This is a genomic window from Myxococcus sp. CA033 (assembly GCF_013336625.1).
Classification (GTDB): domain Bacteria; phylum Myxococcota; class Myxococcia; order Myxococcales; family Myxococcaceae; genus Myxococcus; species Myxococcus llanfairpwllgwyngyllgogerychwyrndrobwllllantysiliogogogochensis.
Window position 1 is genome coordinate 50,620 of sequence record NZ_JABUMU010000009.1, and the last position, 22,203, is coordinate 72,822.

Consider the following 22,203-nt stretch of genomic DNA (forward strand, 5'->3'; position numbering starts at 1 on the left):
TGGAGGTCGATGGGACCCGGCTATCCTTCCTGGGTGGGACGGTGCCAACATTGGTGGCGCTGTGAATCCGCGCGGGGGGACGATGGCGGTCAAGGCAGAGCACGAGGGCCTCGATGAATTCAACGAAGAGTACGACAATGACTCCGTTGAGAGCGTAGAGGCCGCCGAACCCGACGAGCCTACGGAGGACCCTGGCCCCCAGGAGATCCATTTCCAGGACATGGGCCCTGGTGGCGAACTGACGGTGTTGGGCCCTGCATCCCAAGAACTCGAACAGTTCCTCGGTTGTGCAGCCCTCCTCAGCGTCAGCGGCATCGTCCGGCAGGAGCTCCCCCTGAATGCGGAATCGACCGCGCACCTCTCATTCCCTTCGTTGATTGGCGCACTCGCATACGCACAGGACCCGATGTCCCAGTGGCTGAGACGAACCACCCAGGAACATGGCGAGGGGATGCTCACCGCGCTGCGCAGCCTCGGGGCTACCCAAGCTCCCGAGGAACTGCAGACGGAAGACTTCTACGTTCGCCCGTTCTTTTGGACGCGGTCGGCCCGAAGGGCCCTCACCGAGGCCAATGAGCTTCGCAGGCGCTTCGATGCGGCTCCCTTCTACGCCATTCTCGACGTGCGGCACCTCATCGCCGCATTGTTGTTCCTCCCCGACTACCACGACGTCGACTTCGAGAAGATGCGGCTGGACCGGCAGCAACTTCGCAAGGACTTCGTCCATTTCGTCGCGTCGGAGTACCCAAGAGAAGCAGTTGGCTGGGAGGCCTTGCTCAACGAGGACAATCCCCCTGCGCGTCAGCAGACAGCCTCGCACCCCTCCGCGCCAACTCATCCCTTGAGCTGGATGGACAATGAAGCCCAGCGCACTCTCTACTCACCTCGCTACGACGCCGACGGACGAGAGAGCAAAGACCTCCTGAGGATCGACCGCGACGTCGATGCGCTCAGCGCACTGATTGCCTCGCGTACCATGACCCCACCGCTATCTATCGGCGTGTTCGGAGAATGGGGCTCGGGCAAGTCTTTCTTCATGCATCACCTGCGCAGGCGGGTGGACGAACTCGCGGACCGAGCCTCCAAGTCCCAGAGACACCAGCGGGAAGTTGCCTTTTACAAGAACATCATCCAGATCGAGTTCAACGCTTGGCACTACTCGGAAGGTAATCTGTGGGCCAGTCTCGTCGAGCACATCTTCCGCAATCTCCGGAAGACCCCTGGCGAAACCGAGGAGGAGGTCGGCAAGCGACGCAATGCGCTGCTGAAGCGACTCGCGCGACGCGAGGCGAGTCTCCTGCGTAAGGAGGAGATGGTCATCAAGAGCGAAGCCCAAGTCGCTCGCGCCGGAACGAAGGTCGAAGAACTGGAACAGCAGAAGAGATTGAAGCAGTCCGAGCTGGAGAAGCTCCAGGAGAAGAAACACAGCGCTCTCAGAACCCTTCCCTCCACACTCCAGCTCGCCCCCGAGCTCCGTCAGAAGGCCATCTCGCTCTTGAAAGAGCTGGGCTTCAACTCCCTGGGGCGCACCGCTTTCGAATTGAAAGGGGCGCTCAGCGACGCCAGAACGGAACTGTATCGAGCCGATGGCTTCATCGCCTCACTGCTGGATACGCGCGGCCAAGGCACTCGACTGCGAGTGCCTGCGCTCATCCTCGTTCTATCCGTCTGCGCGAGCCTGGGCCTCTCATTCGGGCTCAACTGGCTTGGCAAGCAAGACCTCTCAGAGATATCAGCGCGTGTCACCATGCTTGTCGGCATCGTCGGCACAGCGACGACTTGGCTCCGGCGGCAGACCCAGTGGCTGCGCGAGCGGCGGGAACAGAGCGAGAAGACACTCCGCGCTGTCGAACTGGCCATCGAGAACGAACGTCAGCAACGGCTCAAACCGCTGGATGAGGCCGTCCAGTCCGCCAAGGACGACGTCACGGCAATCGAGCAGCAACAGGTCGAGCATCAAAAATCCCTGGCAAGGGCCCAGAAAGCAGTCCGCACACTCAAGAAGGAACTCTCAGATCTCTCCAATGCGCGGCTGCTGGACAAGTTCATCGAGAGCCGTACGGGCAGCGACGACTACCGCAAGCACCTTGGCCTCATTGCGCTCATCCGCAGAGACTTCGAAGAGCTTTCCCGGCTGATGGAGGCTGTCAATCGCGACGAGCAAACCGACCTGAACATCCCCCCCATCAACCGCATCGTCCTCTATATCGACGATCTGGACCGCTGCTCTCAGGACACAGTGGTCGAGGTACTCCAGGCCGTCCACCTGCTCCTAGCCTTCCCTCTGTTCGTCGTCGTCGTGGGTGTGGACTCGCGCTGGGTGGCACGCTGCCTGAATCACACCTTCAAGAACCTGCTGAAGCAGGACGATACCAATGAACAGCCCGAGGACCCCATGACACCGGGAGCCACGGCCTATGACTACCTGGAGAAAATCTTCCAAATTCCCATCTGGCTGCGTCCTATCGGAGCAGACCGCCGCACGAACATGGTGCGCGGGCTGCTCGCCAGTCACACCTCCGACGAGCACTCAACGGGGGCCAAGGTCCTGGAGCTGAAACCAGAGCTTGTCGCAAACCACGGCACCACTATCGCATCCCCGGCGGCACAAGTTGGTCGTGCACAGAATAGAAGTCCCGAGCCAAAAGCCGAGACAAGTCACGGTAAGCCGAAGACCTCCACTCCCTCCAACGAAGCCCACGTCCCTCCGACCGAGCAGGAAGAGCTCGATCCTCCTGGCCTTGTCATCAGCGAAGAGGAACTGGCCTTCATCGACTGTCTCGGCCCGCTGCTCAATCCTACGCCTCGTGTGCTCAAACGCTTCGCCAACACCTATCGGCTCATCAAGACCTGTGTTCCGAGTACGGGACAGGCAGCGTTCACGGGAAACGGGCAGGAAGGGGGTTCTCCCTATCAGGTATGCCTGATGCTACTAGCGCTCGTTACGTCGCGACGAGAACGTGCCGAGAAGTTCTTTGCACTGCTCAAGCAGTTCGCCCACGACAAAGAGATTCTTACTCTTCATGCGCTCCTCATTCCCTCGCGCAAGCTGAGTGGGGAGGCCGATCTGGTAGAACTGTTCTATTGGCTCGACACCATGCCCCCGGAATTCCAACTCACCCCTCTCTCCTTGGTCCGCAAGCTCGTTCCCTGGGTCACCCGATTCAGCTTCTGGCAGGCACAATCGACGAACGACTCACGACGCCCGTCGCCTTCGCAGCCGTGAACGGATGCGGCTCAGCGCCACGGGCGTGACGCGGATGTAGCTCGCGATATCCCGCTGCGACAGCAGCGGCGCCAGGTCCGTGTGTTCGTCCAGGAACCGCTGGTAGCGCTCCTCCGCGGACAGCGTGAGCAGCTCCATCTCCCGCTTCTCCTTGCGCAGCCCATAGACCTCGAAGGCCCGGCTCACCGCCCGCTGCCACTCCAGGTGGCGCGCCGCCAGCCGTCTCACCTCGCCGTAGTCGAGCTGCTCCACCCGCGACTCCACCACCGCCTGCGTGGAGAAGCTCGTGACACCTCCCGGCGCCAGCGCCACCAGGCTCGCGAAACACGTCCCCTCCCCCGCGAACGCCTTCACCCAGGCGCCGCCCTCGCTCGTCTCGTAGACCATCTTCACCAGCCCGCGCGTGACGATGAAGATGCTCGGCCGCGCCTCGCCCACGTGGAAGAGGTACTCGCCCTTGCGCAGCGTCTTCGCGCGCAGCAGCGGCGCCACCGCGTCCCACCCCGGCAGCGCGCTCCCCGCCAACCCCCGCAGCACCTCCCTCGCCGTCGTCACGGACACCTCTCAACGTAAACCCGGGTTAACGACGTCGCTCCCCCGCACCGGAAGACTGCGCGCCACCAACGCACGGAGACATCCACGATGCGAGCCCTCTTCCTTCCCCCCGTGGTCCTGCTGGCGTCCATGGGCGTCATGGTCCTCCTGAACAGGACGGCCCCGCTGCACGAGCTGTGGGGGCGCCCCTGGAGCTGGCTCGGAGGCGCCTTGCTGCTCGCGGGCATCGCGGTCGCCCAATGGCATGCCCGACTCTTCAAGAAGCTGGGCACCAACATCAACACCTTCGGGGACCCCGGCACCCTCACGCGCGCGGGCCTGTTCCGCTTCACCCGCAACCCCATGTACCTGGGCTTCGTCGCGAGCCTCGTCGGCCTGGGAATCACCCTGGGGTCGATCTCACCCTTCGTCGTGCCGCTCGCCTTCGGCCTGCTCACCCACTTCTGGTACATCCGCGTCGAGGAGCAGGCCCTGCTCCAGAAGTTCGGCGGCCAGTACGTCGAATATCAACGCTCCGTCCGCCGGTGGCTTTGACGCCTGGCGTCGCCCGCATCGAGAGGTGTCAACTCCCGGAGTCTCCTCGGGTTTCCGCACCGGGCCCTCCACCGATGGCTGAATCCGCGTTCAGCCCGGCGCAACCCCCATGGCGTCAGGACACAAGCGGTTGTCGCCCACGATGTTTCAAGACATGGGACTCATCACGTTCTGTCAGATGAACAGCCCTCGGTCGCCCAGGCCGAAGCACGGGGGGGAACACATGGTTTCGCTCGACGGGTCCACGCTGAGACTCTGGAAGACGCTGAGTTGCTTCCTCCGGGTCCTCATGACGCAGGTGCTCTACGTCGCACCGCTCTTCTGGTTCATGGAGCTGTCCCAGAACGTGGCCTGGCGCTGGATGAACAAGGACTGGGGCTGGTACTACCCGGAGTCCCCGTACCACTGGTTCTCCTTCGGCAGCATGATGCTCTGGGCTGGATGCGTCGGCCTGCTGTGGACCCTGCACTACTTCTGGTTCTACCCGCAGCGCGTCAAGGTCTGGACGCGCGTCGCCATCGGCGCCCTGGTCTGCTGGATGGGCGAGTGGTTCGGCGGCTACATGGCGGCCAACGTCTTCAACCACCCGCTGCAAGTGTGGCCCGGCTCGCCGCTCGTCTACGTCCACTACGCCGCCATCTTCTTCTGGGTGAGCAACGTCATCGTCTATCACCTCGTCACGGTGAACGTGGTGGACCTCACGCCCACGTATGACGCGCCGCCGGACACCGGCGCCCAGGTGGCCTGAAGTCCCCAAAGCCTGGGAGCCCGAGGGCCCGACGTCTCAGCCCAGGGCCAGCGCCGCGGTGCTCGCGCCGTGAGCTTCCAGCGGCAACTTCAACCGCGCCCGGCACCCACGTCCCTCGGGACGGTTCTCCAGGCGCAGCGTTCCGCCGTGCGCCTCCGCGATTTGCCGACACAGCGCGAGGCCGATGCCACTGCCCTGCGGCTTCGTGGTGAAGAAGGGCACGAAGAGGTTGCCCGTGTCCGCAAGGCCCGGGCCCTCGTCCTCCACCCAGACCTCCACCGCGCCCGGCGTCAGCACCGCCCATGACACCCAGACCTGTGCGCCCGGGGCCTCGCCCAGCACCGCGTCCACCGCGTTGCGCACCAGGTTGATGAGCAGCTGCTCCAACTGGTCGGAGTCTCCGCGCACCGCCAACGCCGGCCCCGCCCGCACCGACACCGGCCGCCGCTTCTCCAGCGCCGCCACCCGCCGCACCCAGCCGTCCACCTCCACCCCCGCCAGCACCGGGGGCGGCAGCCGCGCCAGTCGCGCATACGCGGACATGAAGCGCGCCAGCGCCTCCGAGCGCCTCGCGACGATGCCCAGGCCGCTCTTCGCGTCGTCCTCCCAATCCGAGGGACGCGGCTCCATCAACAGCGTGTCGCGCAGCGCCTCGGCAATCGATTGGATGGGCGCCAGCGAGTTGTTGATTTCATGGCTCAGCACCCGCACCAGCCGCCGCCACGCCTCGCGCTCCTGCTCACGCAACGCCAGCCGCAGATCCGCCAGCACCACCAGGTGATGCGGCAGGCCGCCCTGGCGGAAACCACCGCGCCGCAGCTCGTATGGCCCGCCCTCCTCCACGAAGGAGCGCGACAACCTCCGAGGCGCCGGGCCGTCCAGCAGGTCCGCCAGCCCCAGCGAGCCAGCCCCCTTGCCCATCAACTGCGAGCGCGACTGGCCCAACAGCTTCTCACCCGCGCGATTCACCAGCCGCAGCGTGCCCGCGACATCGAAGGCGAGCACCGCGACGTCAATCTCCTCCATCACCTGCTCGAGCAGCGCTCCGGCCTCCAGCGCCCCCAGTCGCTGCTCGCGCAAGGTGTCGCCCAGGGCGTTCACCTCCAGCAGCACCTCGCCCAGCGCATCCCCCACCCGCGCGCCGCGACCGCGCGTCGAGTAGTCCCCCTCGCGCAGCGCCGCCAACAGGTTCGCCAGCGCGTGCAGGGGCCGCATCACCCGCTCGCGGACCAGGAGCCCCACACCCAGGAAGACGCCCACCACCAACGTGGACAGCGTCCAGCGGACCTTGGATGAAAAGTCTCCCGTCCACACCAGCGCGAGCGAGACCACCCCTCCCGGCAGACCCGCCAGCCACGTCAGGGCGAGCATCTGCAGGTCATGTGGCCAGGGCTCGCGCTTGCGTCTCACCGGGCTCCCTTGATTCCGTAGTACTGGAGCCGACGGTACAGCGCGCTGCGCGACAGGCCCAGTCCCTTCGCCGCCTCGCTCACGTTGCCCTCATGCCTCGCCAGCGCGCGCTCGATGAGGTAGCGCTCCACCTCTTCCAGCGTCATCTCCTCCAGCCGCGACAGGCCCTCGCGACCCGCCCGGCGCAAGAGCAGGTCCTCCGCGGACACATCGTCCCCCACCGCCATCAGCAGCGAGCGCTCCACCGCGTGCTCCAGCTCGCGCACGTTGCCCGGCCACGGGTAGGCCAGGAGCGCCTCCAGCGCCCCCGGCGTCAGCCGCGCCGCGTTGCGCCCGTAGCGCTTGCCGTGCTCGGCCAGGAAGTGCGACGCCAACAGCGGGATGTCCTCGCGGCGCTCACGCAGCGGCGGCAACGGCACCTCCACCGTGTTGAGGCGGTACAGCAGGTCCTCGCGGAAGCGGCCCTCGGCCACCGCCTTGGCCAGGTCCACGTTGGTGGCGCTCACCACCCGCACATCCACGCGCCGCGTCTTCGACGAGCCCACCGGGTGCAACTCCCCCGTCTGGAGCACGCGCAAGAGCTTCGCCTGCTGCGACAACGGCATGTTCCCAATCTCATCCAGGAACAGCGTGCCGCCATCCGCCAGCTCGAAGCAGCCGATGCGGTCCGCCTTCGCGTCGGTGAAGGCGCCCTTCACATGGCCAAAAAGCTCGCTCTCGAAGACGCCCTCGGAGAGTCCTCCCGAGTTGACGGCCACGAAGGCCCGGTCCGCGCGCGTGGAGGACGCGTGCAGCAGTCTGGCCACCACTTCCTTGCCCGTGCCGTGCTCACCCGTCACCAGCACGTTGGCCCCGGACGGCGCCACGCGCTCAATCATCCGGCGCACCGGCACCATGGCGCGCGACTCGGACACCATGGTGGGCAGGCCGCCCTGGCCGCGCCGCAGGTGCTGGTTCTCCTCTTCCAGCCGGCGGCTGCGCTTGAGCGCCCGGCCCAGCTCCAACTGCGTGCGCAGCGTGGCGAGCAGGCGCGTGTTGTCCCACGGCTTCTGCACGTAGTCGCGCGCGCCACCACGCATCGCCTCCACCGCGCCCTCCACGCTGCTCCACGCCGTCATCACCACGACGGGCAACGCCGCGTCCTGCGCGCGGATGCGGCCAAGCAGGTCCATGCCCTCTCGCCCGGACGTGGTGTCCCGCGCGTAGTTCAGGTCCATCAGCACCAGGTCCACGTCCTCGGCTTCCAGCGTGGCGAGCGCTCCAGCGGGCGACTGCGCGGTGACGATGGTGTGCCCGTCCCGCTTCAACAGCAGGCGCAGGGCCTCCAGCACGTCGGCCTGGTCATCCGCGATGAGGATGCGCGAGGGACGCGTGGCGATGGGAGCGGAGACAGGGGTGACGACGGAGACAGGGAGGGGTTCGGACACGGGGAACATCCAGGAAGAAAGAGTGCCAGAAACAAAGAGGCTCAGCCGCGACGCAAGACGGCGGCGGGGTCCGCGTTGGCGGCCTTGCGCGCCGGCAGCCAGCTCGCCAGCCAGGCCGTGCCCAATAGCAGCAGCGAGACAGAAGCCAAGACCGAAACATCCAGCGCCCCCATCCCGTAGAGCAGACCTTCCATGATGCGGTGGGCCGCCAGCGCCCCGAGCAGGCCCAGCACCAACCCCAGCCCCACTCGCCGCAGCGCCTGTCCCACCACCAGTCTCAGGACATCCGCCGCGCGTGCGCCCAGCGCCATGCGCACGCTCATCTCGTGTTCGCGCTGTGACACCGAGTAGGACATCACGCCGTAGATGCCCACCGCGGCCAGCACCAGCGCCAGCAAACCAAAGGCCCCCAGCAACACCGCCCGGAAGCGCGGCTGCCCCAGGTCCGAGGACAGCCGGTCCTCCAGCGTGCCCACACGCGCGAGCGCCACCATGGAGTCCACCGCGCGCAGCTCCTCGCGCACCACCGACTCCAGCTTCCTCGGGTCCAGGCCCGGCGCCGCCCGCACCGCGAGCTGCCCGTCCGTCGTCGGCTCCTGCGCCATGGGGACGTACGCGGTGGGCTCGTGCCCCACCTCCACGCCCGCGTACGCCACGTCCGCCACCACGCCCACCACCGTCGTCCACAGCGGGTTGCCCTCCGCGTCGTCGCCACCGAAGGAGACGCGGCGGCCCAGCGCGTCCTCGCCGGCGAAGACCTCGCGCGCGAAGCGCTCGCTCACCACCATGACCCTTGGCGCGTTCGCTCCATCCGACTCCGTCAGCAGGCGCCCCGCGAGCAGCGGCACGCGCAGCGCCGCCAGGAAGCCCGGCGTGGTGACGTTGATGAGCGCGTCGGGCCGCACCGGCGGGTCCTCGGTTCCCTCCTTCCAGTAGCCCGAGCGCGAGAGGGAACCGCCCGCCGGGAGGCTGCCGCCCACGCCCACGCCAGCGACCTCCGGACGCGCGGCGAGCCGCGCCGTCAGCTCCCGGTGGAAGGCTTCCGTCCGCTCCGGCGTGTCATAGCGGCTCTGCGGCAGCGCCAGTCGGGCCACGAAGACGCCCACGGGGTCCAGGCCCGGGTCGGCCTGGTACATCCGCCAGAAGCTCTTCAGCATCAGCCCCGCCCCGGTGACGAGCATCAGCGCGAGCGCCACCTCCGCCACCACCAGCACCGCGTGCGTGCGGCCCCGCGACTTCTCCGTCGCCCCGCGCCCCAGCACCGTCGCCGGCGAGAGCTGCGAGCGCTGGAGCGCCGGCACCAGCCCCACGCCCACGCCCGTCGTCAGCGTCACCGCCAACGCGAAGAGCAGCACGCGGCCATGCACCGCCACCTCGCCCGCTCGGGGCAGCGTGTTGGCCCCCAGCATCATCAACAAATCGGTGGCCCACAGCGCCAGCAGCACGCCGCCCACGCCGCCCAGCAGCGCCAGCAGCACGCTCTCCGTGAGGAGCTGGCGCACCAGCCGGCCACGCCCAGCGCCCAGCGCCACGCGGATGCCCAGCTCACGCTGCCGCGCCGCCGCCCGCGCGAGCTGCAGGTGCGCCACGTTGGCCGCCGCCAGCAGCAACACCAGGGACACCGCGCCCAGCAGCACCCACAGGAGCAGGCTGACGCCCTGGGTGAGGGAGTCGGCGTAGCGGACCACCCCCAGCTTCAGGGTGGCGTCGTCTCGTGAGAGGAGCTCCTCGTTCAGGCTCTTCAGCTCGTGGCGGACCGACTCGAGCGTCGCGCCTGGAACAAGCCTCGCCGCGACGGCGAAGGAGCGGAAGCCCCGCTCGGTGCGCTCCTCCGACGTGGCCGCGCCGGGCAGGCTGTCGAAGGGCACCCAGACCTCGGTGGTGTGGGCGGGCACGTCGAAGGACGGCGGCATCACCCCAATCACCGTGTAGGGCTGACCGCCCAGGGTCAGCGTGCGGCCCAGCACGCCCTCACCGCCGCCCGCCTTCATCCAGCGCGAATGCGAGATGACGGCCAGCCGCGCGTCGCGCTCCTCGGGCGCGAAGGTCCTCCCCAGCATCGGCTTCATGCCGAACGCCCCGAAGAAGTCCCCCACCACCACCGCGCCGCGAAGCTGCTCGGCGTCCCCGTGGCCGGTGAGGTTCATCAACCGTTGGCCGTACGCGGTCATCGAGCGCAGCCGCGTGGAGAGCCGCGCGACGTCCTCGTAGTTGGGCAGGCTGTAGCGCGCCAGCAGCTTCCCGGGCTTATCGGTGGACATCACCACCAGCCGGTCCGGATCCGGAAACGGCAGCGGACGCAGCAGCACCGCGTCCACCACGCTGAACAGCGCCGTCGTCACCCCGATGCCCAGCGTCAGCACCAGCACCGCCGCCAGGGTGAAGACAGGCGACTGGCGCATCGTCCGCAGGGTGTACCGCACATCCATCGACACATCGCTCAGCATGGTGGCCTCGTGCCCTGCTCAGGTCTTCTGGAGCCAGCCGTCCGCCAGCTGGATGATGCGGTGGCCGAAGGCCGCGTTGGCCTCCGAGTGCGTCACCTGGATGATGGTGGTGCCCGCCTTGTTGAGCGTCTGGAACACCTCCATGATGTGCTTCGCCTGCTGCGAGTGGAGGTTGCCCGTCGGCTCGTCCGCCAGCAGGATTTTCGGCGTGGCGATGAGCGCCCGGGCGATTCCCACCAACTGCTGCTGTCCGCCGGAGAGCTGCGCGGGGAACAGGTCCTTCTTCCCCACCAGTTGGAAGCGGTCCAGCATGTCGCCCACCAGCGCCTCGCGCTCACCGCGCTTGAGGTTGCGGTAGGACAGCGGCACCTCCAGGTTCTCGGCCACCGTCAGGTTGTCCAGCAGGTGGTACTGCTGGAAGACGAAGCCGATGGTGCGCCGGGACAACTCGCCCCGCTCCTTCGGCTTCATCGCGTGCACGGCCTGCCCGTCCAGGACGTACTCGCCCTTCCACTCGGCATCGAGCATGCCGAGCACGGCCAGCAGCGTGGACTTGCCCGCGCCGGACGGGCCCATCAGGGTGACGAACTCGCCGGGCTGGATGTCCAGGTCGATGTTGCGCAGCACCCAGGTGCGGCCCCCCGCCAACGGGTAGGACTTTTCGACCTGACGCAGTGAGATGAGAGGTGAGGACATGAGAGGTGCTTTCGTGCTCACTCGGAGCGCAAGGAAACGATGGGGTCCACGCGAGAAGCCCGCCGCGCCGGCAGCCACGTCGCCAGGAGCGTCACGCCGCCCAGGAGCGCCGCCACCGCGGTGAAGGTCCACGGGTCATACGCCGTCACGCCGTACAGCATGCTGCCCAAGAGGTGGGCCAGGCCCAGCGACATCACCAGCCCCACCCCCACGCCCAGCCCCGCCAGCTTCAGCCCCTGCCGCAGCACCATCACCAACACGTCGGAGCTGGCCGCGCCCAGCGCCATGCGGATGCCCATCTCCCGCGTGCGCCGCGCCACCGAGTAGCCCACGACGCCAGCGATGCCCAGCGCCGCCAGCAACAGCGCCGTGCCGGCGAACAGTCCCATCAACAGGGCGGACAGGCTGCTGGAGCTGATGGACTCATCCACCAGTCGCGCCAGCGGCGCCACGCCGAACAGCGGCACGTCCGCGTCCACCGCGCGCAGCTCCGCCTCGATGGACGCGCGCAGCGCCTCCGGCTCCCCCGCCTTCACCCGGACCACGAGGCCCAGGTACGACGCGGGCGACGTCGGCAGCGACCAGTAGGCCGCGGGCCGCGCGGGCGAGGACAGCCCCCACTCGCGCAGGTCGTCCACGATGCCCACCACCGTCGCCCACTGCTTCCTCGGCTCGATTGACAGCCGCTGCCCCAGCGCGTTGCCCTGGGGCCAGTACACGTCCGCGAAGCGCTTGTTGATGACGACCTCCGGCACCGCGCCCACCTCGCCGATGCCCTGGTGCAGGCGGCCCTGAAGCAGCTTCACCCCCAGCGTGCTCAGGTATCCCGGGCTCGCCAGCCGGAAATCCACCGCGGGCAGCAGCTCGCCCTGCACCTCCGGCCGGCTCTCGAACTCGAGGCCGCTCGTGGAGATGCCACCCAGGGGCAGCATGTTGGTGAGCCCCACGGACTCCACGCCCGGCAAGGCCTCCAGGCGCTCCAGCAGCTCGCGCTGGAAGGCCAGCTTGCGGGCGGGCTCCGCGAAGCGCGCCTCAGGCAGCGCGAGCCGACCGGTGAGCACACCCTCGGGCTTGAAGCCCGCGTCGACGCCGCGCAACGCGAGCAGGCTCTTCACGAACAGGCCCGCACCCACCAGCAGCACCAGCGCGAAGGCCACCTGCGCCACCACCAGCCCCGAGCGCAGCCGGCCCGAACGACCACTCTCCGAGCCTCGCGAGCCCTCGCGCATCGTCGCATTCAAGTCCGCGCGACTCGCCTGGAGCGCCGGCACCAGTCCGAACACCAGGCCCGTGAGGACGGAGACGCCCATCGTGAAGCACACCGACGTCACATCCAGCTTCACGTGCGCCATGCGCGGCAGTCCGTCTCCCATGAAGGCCAGGAGCGCATCCGTGCCCCACATCGCCAGGAGCAACCCCAGCGCGCCACCCGCCAGGGACAACACGAGGCTCTCCGTGAGGAACTGCGCCACCAGCCGGCCACGGCTCGCGCCCAGCGCCGCGCGGATGGACACCTCGCGCTCACGCGCCGCCGCACGAGCCAGGAGCAGATTCGCCACGCTGCTGCACGCCACCAGCAGCACGCAGCCCACCGCGCCCAGCAACAGCCACAGCGTGCCGCGCACGTCGCCCACCAGCTTGTCCTCCAACGAGGTGACGCGGATGGACCAGCCAATCCCCTGGTAGCGGGACTCCACCGCCTGCATGTCGAGGGCGACCCGAGCCATGTCCGCGCGCGCCTGCTCCAGCGTCACGCCCGGCTTCATCCGCGCCAGGCAGAAGAGGTAGCGCGTGGTGCGCTCCGAGACATGCTCCGGCAGCGGCACGAAGGGCACGTAGAGGTCGGCGCGCTCCGGGTGCACCACGCCGCGGGGCAGCACGCCCACCACCGTGTAGGGCTTGCCGTCGAGCTGCATCGTCTTGCCCAACACGCCGGGGTCCTCCGCGAAGTGCGCGCGCCACACCTTGTGCGTCAACACCACGACCTTCTCCCCACCCAGAGAGGCTTCCGCCTCGGTGAAGTTCCGGCCAAGCATCGGCGTCACGCCGAGCGTGGGGAGCAACGTGGCGGTGCCCTGCACCACGGCGAAGCGCTGCGCGGCGCCGCCTCCGGTCAGCGTCATGTCCCGCCAGTTGTAGGCGGCCACCGAGCTGAAGACTCGCGGCAGCGTGCGGAAGTCCTGGTACTCGGGCGTAGAGATGGAGATGCCCTCCAGGCCCACCGCCTGGATGTCGTTGGACACGGTGACCAGGCGCTCCGGCTCCGCGAGGGGCGGCGGCGTGAGCAGCACGCCGTTCACCACGCTGAACACCGCGCTGTTCGCGCCGATGCCCAGCGCCAACGCCAGCACCGCCACCAGCGTGAAACCCGGGCTCTTGCCCAGCGTGCGCAGCGCGTACCGCAGGTCTTGAATGAGGGTCTCCATCGACGCGCGCTCCTACTCCGCCTTCAAGGCGATGATGGGGTCCACCCGCGTCGCGCGGTGCGCCGGCAGCCACGTCGCACCCAGGGCCACGCCGCTCAGCAACGCGGCCACCCCGACGAAGGTCCACGGGTCATAGGCCGTCACACCGAACAGCAGCGTGCTCAAGAGCCGCGCCAGCACCAGTGACAACACCAGCCCCAGGCCCACGCCCAACCCCGCCAGCGTCAGGCCCTGGCGCAGCACCAGCGACAGCACATCCGACTTCGTCGCGCCCAGCGCCATGCGGATGCCCATCTCCCGCGTGCGCCGTGCCACCGCGTAGCCGATGACTCCCGAGATTCCGAGCGCCGCGAGCAACAGCGCCGTGCTCGCGAACAAGCCCATCAGCACCGCCGTCAGCCTGCGCGAGCTGATGGACTCATCCACCCGCTGCACCATGGACGCCACGTTGAACCAGGGCAATTGGCCATCGAGCGCGAGCACCTCCGCTTCGATGGCCGTGCGCAATGACTCCGGGTGGCCCGACTTCGCCCGCACCGCCAGGTGGAGATTGGAGAGCGGAGTCTGCGCCACGGAGTAGTACGCTGTCGGACGCGCGGGCGTATCCAGTCCCCACTCGCGCAGGTCGTCGACGATGCCCACCACCGTGGCCCACTTCGCATCCGGCCGGTGCAACTTCAGTCGCTGGCCCAGCGCGTTGCCCCGCGGCCAGTAGAGGTTCGCGAAGGTCTGGTTGATGACCAGCGCCCCCGCCGCGTCCGGTCCATCCGTCTCCTGGAGCATGCGCCCGTCGCGCAGCCGCACCCGCAGCGTGCGCAGGTAGTCCGCGCTGGCGAAGCGCGTCTCCACCGCCGGCCATATCTCCCCCGGCGCCCGCATCCGCCCCTCGATGTCGAAGCTGGTGTCCGTCCTTCCACCCAAAGGCAGCCTGTTCGTCACCCCCGCGGACTCCACGCCGGGCAGCACCTGCACGCGACGGAGCAGCTCCTGCTGGAAGGCCCGCTGGTCCTCCGGCCTCGCATACCGGGCGGCCGGCAGCGAGAGCTGACCGGTGAGCACGCCCTCGGGAGTGAAGCCCGCCTCCACCTGGGTCAGCGCCTGGAAGCTCCGCAGGAAGAGACCCGCGCCCACCAGCAACACCAACGCCAGGGCCACCTGCGTCACCACCAGCCCCGAGCGCAGCCAGCCCGCGTTGCGTCCCTCCGTTCCTCGCGAGCCCTCGCGCATCGTCGCGCTCAGGTCCGTACGGCTCGCATGGAGCGCCGGCGCCAACCCGAAGACCAGGCCCGTGAGCAGCGACACCCCCAAGGTGAAGAAGACGGAGGCCGCATCCAGCCCCACCTTCTCCGCCCGAGGCAGCCCGTCTCCCACCATCGCCACCAGCGCGTCCGTGCCCCACACGGCCAGCAGCAGGCCCAGCGCGCCGCCCAACGCGGACAGCGCGAAGCTCTCCGTGAGGAACTGCGCCAACAACCTGCCGCGCCCAGCGCCCAGCGCCGCGCGGATGGACACCTCGCGGCCCCTCGCCGCCGCCCGAGCCAGCAGGAGGTTGGCCACGCTGCCGCACGCCACCAGCAGCACGAAGCCCACCGCGCCCAGCAACAGCCAGAGCGTGCCGCGCACCCGGCCCACCACCTCGTCCTCCAGCGACTTCACGCTGATGGCCCAGCCGTAGCCCCCGTAGCTGCTCGCGTACAGGGTCTCCATCTCCTGGCCCACCCGCGCCATGTCCGCCCTCGCCGCCTCCAGCGTCACGCCGGGCTTCAACCGTCCCACCATGCTGAGGTAGTGGTTGCCGCGCACGTCTTCGGCCGCCTGCGCGGGCGTGGGCGCGAAGGGCGCGTACATGTCCGTGCCCGCCGGGTACTCCACGCCGGGCGGCAGCACACCCACCACCGTGTATGCGTTGCCATCCAGTTGCAGCACTCGGCCCAGCACCCGCGGGTCCCTGGCGAAATGCGTGCGCCACAGCTTGTCCGTCAGCACCAGCACGCGCTCCCGGCCCGGCGTCTCCTCTTCATGCGAGAAGGTGCGGCCCAGCGCCGGAGCCACGCCCAGGGTGGGGAACAGCGAGGCGGTGGAGAACATCACGGTGAGCCGCTCCGGCACGTCCCCTCCGGTGAGCGTGATGTCGCTCTCCACATAGGCCCCCACCGACGAGAAGGACTTGGGCATCGTGAGGTAGTCCCGGTACTCGGGCACCGACACCCAGATGTCCTTCAGGTCGGACCTGGCGTAGTTGCCCCAGACGTGGACCAGGCGCTCCGGCTCCGCGAACGGTGGAGGCCTGAGCAGCACGCCGTTCACCACGCTGAACACCGCGCTGTTCGCGCCGATGCCCAGCGCGAGCGCCAGCACCGCCACCAGCGTGAAGCCGGGGCTCTTGCCCAACGTGCGCAGCGCATACCGCAGGTCCTGGATGAAGGTCTCCATCGACACGCGCTCCTACTCCGCCTTCAAGGCAATGATGGGGTCCACCCGCGTCGCGCGGTGCGCTGGCAGCCACGTCGCGCCCAGGGCCACGCCGCTCAACAACGCCGCCACTCCCGCGAAGGTCCACGGGTCATACGCCGTCACGCCATACAGCAGCGTGCTCAACAGTCGCGCCAGCACCAGCGACAACACCAGCCCCAGCAACACGCCCAGCCCCGCCAGCTTCATGCCCTGGCGCAACACCAGTGCCAGCACGTCCGACTTCGCCGCGCCCAGCGCCATGCGGATGCCCATCTCCCGCGTGCGCTGCGCCACCGAGTAGCCGATGACGCCCGAGATTCCGAGCGCGGCCAGCAGCAGCGCGGTGCCCGCGAACAGGCCCATCAACAGCGCCGTCAGCCTCTGCGAGCCGATGGACTCGTCCACCAGCCGCACCATGGACGTCACCTTGAACAGGGGCAGGTTGCCATCGAGCGCGCGCACCTCTGACTCGAGCGCCGTGCGCAGTGACTCCGGGTCGCCCGCCTTCACGCGCGCCACCAGGTGGAGGCTGGAGAGGGGCGTCTGTACCGCGGAGTAATACGCCGTCGGACGCGCGGGCTTGTCCAGGCCCCACTCGCGCAGGTCGTCGACGATTCCCACCACCGTGGCCCACTGGGCGTCGGACCGGTGCAGCTTCAGTCGCTGGCCCAGCGCGTCCCCCTTCGGCCAGTAGAGGTCCGCGAAGGTCTGGTTGATGACCACCGCTCCCGCCGCGTCCGGTCCGTCCGTCTCCTGGAGCATGCGCCCGTCGCGCAGCCGCACCCGCAACGTGTGCAGGTAGTCCGCGCTGGCGAAGCGCGTCTCCACCGCCGGCCACATCTCTCCCGGCGCCCGCGTCCGCCCCTCCACGTCGAAGCTGGTGTTCGTCTTGCCGCCCAAAGGCAGCATGTTCGCCACCGCCGCGGACTCCACGCCGGGCAGCGCCTGCACGCGGCGGAGCAACTCCCGCTGGAAGGCCCGCTGGTCCTCCGGCTTCGCGTAGCTCGTGGCCGGCAACACGAGTTGACCGGTGAGCACGCCCTCGGGAGTGAAGCCGGCCTCCACCTGGGTCAGCGCCTGGAAGCTCCGGAGGAAGAGGCCCGCGCCCACCAGCAACACCAGCGCGAACGCCACCTGCCCCACCACCAACCCCGCGCGCAGCCGGCCCGCCTTGCCACCCTCCGTCCCTCGCGAGCCCTCGCGCATCGTCGCGCTCAGGTCCACGCGGCTCGCCTGGAGCGCGGGCACCAGCCCGAAGCCGACGCCCGTGAGCACCGAGATGCCCACGGTGAAGAGCACCGAGGAGACATCCAGCCCCACCTCCGCCGCGCGAGGCAGCCCGTCCCCCACCATCGCCACCAGCGCGTCCGTGCCCCACACGGCCAGCAGCAGCCCCAGTCCGCCGCCCACCGCCGACAGCACCAGGCTCTCGGTGAGGAACTGCGCCACCAGTCGCCCACGGCTCGCGCCCAGCGCCGCGCGGATGGACACCTCGCGTGCACGCGCCGTCGCCCGGGCCAGGAGCAGGTTCGCCACGCTGCTGCACGCCACCAGCAACACGAAGCCCACCGCGCCCAGCAGGAGCCACAGCGTCCCGCGCACCTGGCCCACCACCTCGTCCTCCAGCGACTTCACGGTGATGGTCCAGCCGTAGTCCTTGTAGCTCTGCTCGTACAGGGTCTCCATCTCCCGCCCCACCCGGTCCATGTCCGCCTTCGCCGCCTCCAGCGTCATGCCGGGCTTCAGCCGCCCCACCACGCTGAGGAAGTGGTAGCCACGCGAAACCTCCGCCGCCTGCTCCTGCGTGGGCGCCAGGGGCGCGTACAGGTCCGTGTCCGCCGGGTACTCCACGCCGGGCGGCAGCACGCCCACCACCGTGTACGTGTCCCCGTCGAGCCGGAGCTCGCGGCCCAGCACGCTCGAGTCCGCCGCGAAGCGCGTGCGCCACGTCTTGTGCGTCAAGACCACCACCTTGTCGCGCCCCAGCGCCTCCTCCTCTTCGGAGAAGGCGCGGCCCAGCACCGGAGACACGCCCAGCGTGGGGAACAGCGAGGCCGTGGAGCGCGTCAACTGGAGCCGCTCCGGCGCGTCGCCCCCGGTGAGCGTGACATTGTTCGCATCGAACGCCGCCAGCGAGCCGAAGGCCTTGGGCATCGTGAGGTAGTCCCGGTACTCGGGCACCGACACGACGATGTCCTTGATGTTCGCCTTGGCGTAGTTGCCCCAGATGTGGACCAGGCGCTCGGGCTGCGTGAAGGGCGGCGGATTCAACAGCACGCCGTTCACCACGCTGAAGACCGCGCTGTTCGCGCCGATGCCCAGCGCCAGCGCCAGCACCGCGATCAACGTGAAGCCCGGGCTCTTGCGCAATGAGCGCACCGCGTAGCGGACATTCTGGAGGAAGGTTCCCACGACGACTCCGAGTGATTCAGGACGCGGTCCTCCCGAGAGCCGCCCCGCCAGGAGCGACCCGGGCGAGGCCCACGAGAGGAGAAAAGGTCAGCGGCGCTGCTCGTCCTGCACGATGCGACCGTCGAAGAGGCTCACCGTGCGCGTCGCGGTGCGCGCGTGCGCCGGGTCGTGTGTCACCATGCAGATGGTGGCGCCCGCCTTGTGCAGGTCCGACAGCAACTGCATCACCGCCTCGCCGTTCTTCGAATCGAGGTTACCGGTGGGCTCGTCGGCCAGCAGGATGAGCGGGTCTCCGGCCACCGCGCGCGCCACGGCGATGCGCTGCTGCTGACCGCCGGAGAGCTGGCCCGGCATGTGCCGCGCGCGGTGCGCCATGCCCACCCGCTCCAGCGCCTTCTCCACCCGCTGCTTGCGCTCGGCGGCGGGCATGCCCCGGTACGTCAGCGGCAGCTCCACGTTCTCGAACACCGTCAGGTCGCCGATGAGGTTGAAGCTCTGGAAGATGAAGCCGATGTGCCGATTGCGCACCAGCGCCCGGTCCGACGCCGACAAATCCAACACGCTCTTTCCATCCAGGAGGTACGTGCCCCGCGTCGTCGTGTCGAGCAACCCCAGCACCGCCAGCAGCGTGGACTTGCCGGAGCCCGAGGGGCCGACAATCGCCACCCACTCACCCTGGCGGATGTTGAGATGGATGTTGGAGAGCGCGTGTGTCTCCACTTCCTCCGTCTCGAAGACCTTCGTCAGCCCTTCCAGCGTGATGAGGGACTTGCCCGACTCCACCTTGGCCGCACCCGACAGCACCGCCGCGTCCTCGGAAGCAGGCGTCTCCGCATTGTTGTTCGTCGTCGTCATCATCGCAGCCTCACCCGCTCGACCGCATCCCACGCGGCCATGTCCGACAGCACCACCTGGTCACCTTCCGCGAGGCCCTGAAGCACCTCCACGGCATTCACCGAACCCCGGCCCAACTGCACCGGCACTCGAATCGCTTCGTCACTGCCCGGCATCAACCGGAACAGCGACATCGTCCCGTTGGGCTGAGCACCGGCCGGACGACCCACCGACAGCACGTTGCCCAGCCGCTCCAGCTCCACGGTGCCCTCCACCGTGAGGTCGGGCCGCGCGCCCTTGGGCAGCTCGTCGGGCAGCGACACCTCCACCCGCACCGTGCCCTGGCTCGCCGCCGGCGCCACGCGCGCCACCGTGCCCTCCACCACTCCGTTGCGCGTATCCACCAGCGCCTTCTGGCCCTGGACGATGTCGCGCGCCTGCGTCTCGGCGATTCTCAGCTCCGCCTTGAGCCGCTCCGGCTTGACGACCTTCGCCAGCAACACGCCCGGCGTCACCCACTGACCCAGCTCCAACGGCAGCTCCTGCAGCACTCCGTCCTCCCCGGCGAGCACCTTCATCGACTCCACCTGGGTACGACGGAAGCGGGCCACCGCTTTCAATCGTTCCACCTGTCCCTGCAGCGCGACCAACTGGTCCTTCATGCTGGAGGCGACGACGGACAGCTTCTTGCGCTCCAAATCCAGGCGGCGCGTCATCTCGCCCGCCTTCTCGCCCGCCTGCCGCGCGTCGAGCGCGGGGATGAGGTCCTTCTCGACGAGGACGGCGTTGGCGGTGGCGCGGCGCTCGGCGTCGGAGGACTCGGCGGTGAGGGTGGCCACCGCGGCCTCCTGCGCCAGCCGCTGCGTCTCCAGCGTCATGCGCATCTGGATGAACTCCGCCTCGGCGCTGGCGAGCTGCCGCTCCGCCTCCAGCATCTGGAGCTGCACGTCCGGGTTGGCCAGCTCCATCAGGAGCGTGTCCGCCTTCACCGTCGCGCCGGGCCGCACGTGGATGCGCTCCACGCGGCCCGCGGTGTCCGCCGTCAGCCAGCGGATGTACTCGGGCACCAGCGTGCCCGCGCCCTTCACCTGGCGCACCATGGGGCCGCGCTTCACCGTGTCCAGCCACACCGAGGCCCGGTCCACCGAGGGCGCCGCCGGCCGCAGCCGACCCAGACCCACCGTGACGAGGATGAGCGCGAACGCACCGCCGATGGCGAGCAACCAGGGTTTACGGCGCGGCTTCTTGGCTTTGGGAATGTCCACGGGCCACCCCTAGAGCGAGCCGCGTGCCAACCGTCACACGCGACTCAACCCCAGGAAATTGCTCGGACCCCGCAGGCCCTCTCTCCGGCCCGTGCCCGGTTCCGCGAAGTGCTGTCCCAGAAGCGAACAGCGCCCCGCCCCGCCCGGCCTCCAGGTGGGTTCACCGTCAGGGGAAGGCGTAGCCCAGGAGCTGCTCGGTCACCTGCCCCTCGCAGTTCGACGCGGGGGAGATGAAGTGGTCCCTGCCCTGGCCCAGGTTGCAGCGGTAGAGCGGAACGGTGCCCGGCACCTGCTGCAGGTGGATGTAGCCCACCGGCCCCAGGGGCGGCAGGCCCTCGCAGCCCACGTCCGGGCTGAGCAGGTTGTGGTCGCCCACGCGGCACTCGTACAGCATCCGCATGCCCGGCATGCCGTCGCGCAGCAGCCGCCACGAGGACTCCTGCCGGAAGCCCGGAGGCAGGAGCCGCGACGACGCCCAGTGGCCGCGCGTGGCGTGGTAGCCCCGGCGCAGCCGCGTGTACGGCAGCTCCTCGAAGCCGCAGGAGAGCTGGGGCGGGTTCAAGTCACTGCGGTTGGCCAGCGCCCACGTGCTCCACGACGGCTTCGCGCTCCCGTCCACACGGCGCAGCCCGAGCGCCAATCCCCCCTCCGCCGCGTTGTCGTGCATGCGGTGATAGATGTAGCTCTCGATGCCGGGCGTCCCCAGCACGTTGCGGAACGAGTCGCACACCGCCGTCTGCTGCGCGGCCTCCGACGACTGCGGCGAGCCGGAGTGGATGCCGCTCTCCGTGAGCTGGATTTCCCACGCGTGCTGCCGGGTGGGGAACGTCTTGCGCAGCCAACCCGCCAGCACGCCCAGGTTGCCGTACGTCACGCGCGGGTAGTCATCCGCGGAGAACTGCGGACGGAACAGGTCCGGCGCGTACGGGTGGTACGCCACGCGCCACGCTCGCGAGCCCACGCGCGCCGCGAAGCCATTCAAGAACGTCGTCGCCGACAGGAGCGGGCTGCTCGCCCCCGGCGCATCCAGCTCCGGACCAAAGTGGTGCGTCAGCGAGATGAGCACCTTCGCTGCCGACTGCCACGTCATCACCTGGTCATAGGCGGCGTTGTAGCTGGCCGCGTACGTGTCCAGCCACGCCGTGGTGTTGCACGCGCCCGCGCCCTGACCGCAGCCGATGTCGAACCAGTCGTTGGAGTTGACCTCGTTGTGGATGACGAAGTCGGCGATGCGACCATGGCCGTTGAGCCCGTTGTAGCGCTGCGCGAGCAGGCCCACGAAGCGGCCGTAGTCCGCCGCGTTGTTGGGCGCGCAGAAGATGTCGAAGCCCGCCGCCGCGGGCGTACACGTGCGCCCCGCGCGCGCCCACGCGGGCACGCCGTACACCACCGCCGTCACCACCACGCCGCGCGCCGTCCACTCGCGGATGGCCGCGTCCACGTTGGCCGCCACCGCGAAGCAGTGCCCCGCGTACTCCACGCGCCCTCCGGTACACGGCGGCGCCTGCACCGACGGCTCCCACGAGGCCCAGACCAGGTTCATCGCCACGCCGCCCGTGTTGTTGCCCGCGAGCTCGTCGTAGCCAGGCCAGAAGTCCGGCTGCACGCCCTTCAGGCGATACGCGGTGCGCGTCGGATACGGCAGGTTCGCCCCCGCCACCGCCGGCAGCAGCCCCACCACGGCCAGAGCCAGCGCCAACCCCAGGGCCCGGCCTCCACACAGTCCTTGACGCAAGTGACACCTCCCGTGCGCGTCGAGCCCGCCGAGG

Annotated in this window: 14 protein-coding genes; 3 read left to right on the top strand and 11 right to left on the bottom strand. The window is 69.0% G+C overall.

All coding sequences use genetic code 11. The annotated features are described in order from the left end of the window. Positions 1 to 82 precede the first annotated feature (82 nt). A complete protein-coding gene (locus tag HUA78_RS22290; RefSeq protein WP_174477105.1) occupies positions 83 to 3,226 on the top strand; it encodes a P-loop NTPase fold protein in 3,144 nt (1,047 codons plus the stop codon). Here HUA78_RS22290 and HUA78_RS22295 read toward each other — a convergent pair. Further along, the gene (locus tag HUA78_RS22295) at positions 3,197 to 3,781 is read right to left on the bottom strand and encodes a Crp/Fnr family transcriptional regulator (protein ID WP_217442559.1); all 585 of its coding nucleotides are present in this window, start codon (positions 3,779 to 3,781) and stop codon (positions 3,197 to 3,199) included. The two genes, HUA78_RS22290 and HUA78_RS22295, sit on opposite strands and share 30 nt — an antisense overlap. 87 nt (positions 3,782 to 3,868) lie before the next feature. Here HUA78_RS22295 and HUA78_RS22300 point away from each other — a divergent pair, with 87 nt between their 5' ends. Both HUA78_RS22300 and HUA78_RS22305 read left to right on the top strand, forming a co-directional pair. Continuing rightward, positions 3,869 to 4,315 carry an isoprenylcysteine carboxylmethyltransferase family protein gene (locus HUA78_RS22300; protein ID WP_174477107.1) on the top strand — a complete coding sequence of 149 codons (447 nt, stop codon included), beginning with the start codon at positions 3,869 to 3,871 and terminating at the stop codon, positions 4,313 to 4,315. Between the two features lie 223 nt (positions 4,316 to 4,538). Then, positions 4,539 to 5,063 carry a hypothetical protein gene (locus HUA78_RS22305; RefSeq protein ID WP_141642623.1) on the top strand — a complete coding sequence of 175 codons (525 nt, stop codon included), beginning with the start codon at positions 4,539 to 4,541 and terminating at the stop codon, positions 5,061 to 5,063. Positions 5,064 to 5,099: 36 nt separating this feature from the next. Here HUA78_RS22305 and HUA78_RS47540 read toward each other — a convergent pair whose 3' ends face one another. The 10 genes from HUA78_RS47540 to HUA78_RS22355 all read right to left on the bottom strand — a co-directional run bounded on the left by HUA78_RS47540 (position 5,100) and on the right by HUA78_RS22355 (position 22,169). Next, positions 5,100 to 6,434, bottom strand: a complete 1,335-nt coding sequence (locus tag HUA78_RS47540) for a PAS domain-containing sensor histidine kinase (protein ID WP_217442565.1) — start codon at positions 6,432 to 6,434, stop codon at positions 5,100 to 5,102. 35 nt (positions 6,435 to 6,469) lie between these two features. Next, a complete protein-coding gene (locus tag HUA78_RS22315; protein ID WP_217442560.1) occupies positions 6,470 to 7,909 on the bottom strand; it encodes a sigma-54 dependent transcriptional regulator in 1,440 nt (479 codons plus the stop codon). A gap of 32 nt (positions 7,910 to 7,941) precedes the next feature. After that, positions 7,942 to 10,347, bottom strand: a complete 2,406-nt coding sequence (locus HUA78_RS22320) for an ABC transporter permease (protein WP_174477108.1) — start codon at positions 10,345 to 10,347, stop codon at positions 7,942 to 7,944. An 18-nt stretch (positions 10,348 to 10,365) separates the two neighbouring features. Beyond that, the gene (locus tag HUA78_RS22325) at positions 10,366 to 11,043 is read right to left on the bottom strand and encodes an ABC transporter ATP-binding protein (protein WP_141642619.1); all 678 of its coding nucleotides are present in this window, start codon (positions 11,041 to 11,043) and stop codon (positions 10,366 to 10,368) included. Positions 11,044 to 11,060: 17 nt separating this feature from the next. Next, positions 11,061 to 13,469, bottom strand: coding sequence for an ABC transporter permease (locus HUA78_RS22330; RefSeq protein WP_174453761.1), 2,409 nt, complete (start codon positions 13,467 to 13,469; stop codon positions 11,061 to 11,063). A 12-nt stretch (positions 13,470 to 13,481) separates the two neighbouring features. Next, the gene (locus HUA78_RS22335; protein WP_174477109.1) at positions 13,482 to 15,902 is read right to left on the bottom strand and encodes an ABC transporter permease; all 2,421 of its coding nucleotides are present in this window, start codon (positions 15,900 to 15,902) and stop codon (positions 13,482 to 13,484) included. A gap of 12 nt (positions 15,903 to 15,914) precedes the next feature. Further along, positions 15,915 to 18,335: an ABC transporter permease gene (locus HUA78_RS22340; protein ID WP_174477110.1), complete on the bottom strand. Its 2,421-nt coding sequence runs from the start codon at positions 18,333 to 18,335 to the stop codon at positions 15,915 to 15,917. Positions 18,336 to 18,422: 87 nt separating this feature from the next. Then, positions 18,423 to 19,193 carry an ABC transporter ATP-binding protein gene (locus tag HUA78_RS22345; RefSeq protein WP_141642615.1) on the bottom strand — a complete coding sequence of 257 codons (771 nt, stop codon included), beginning with the start codon at positions 19,191 to 19,193 and terminating at the stop codon, positions 18,423 to 18,425. Next, the gene (locus HUA78_RS22350; RefSeq protein WP_174477111.1) at positions 19,190 to 20,434 is read right to left on the bottom strand and encodes an HlyD family efflux transporter periplasmic adaptor subunit; all 1,245 of its coding nucleotides are present in this window, start codon (positions 20,432 to 20,434) and stop codon (positions 19,190 to 19,192) included. The genes HUA78_RS22345 and HUA78_RS22350 overlap by 4 nt, the downstream gene beginning before the upstream one ends. A 166-nt stretch (positions 20,435 to 20,600) precedes the next feature. Further along, positions 20,601 to 22,169: a DUF5722 domain-containing protein gene (locus HUA78_RS22355; RefSeq protein WP_254623845.1), complete on the bottom strand. Its 1,569-nt coding sequence runs from the start codon at positions 22,167 to 22,169 to the stop codon at positions 20,601 to 20,603. Positions 22,170 to 22,203: the final 34 nt, after the last annotated feature.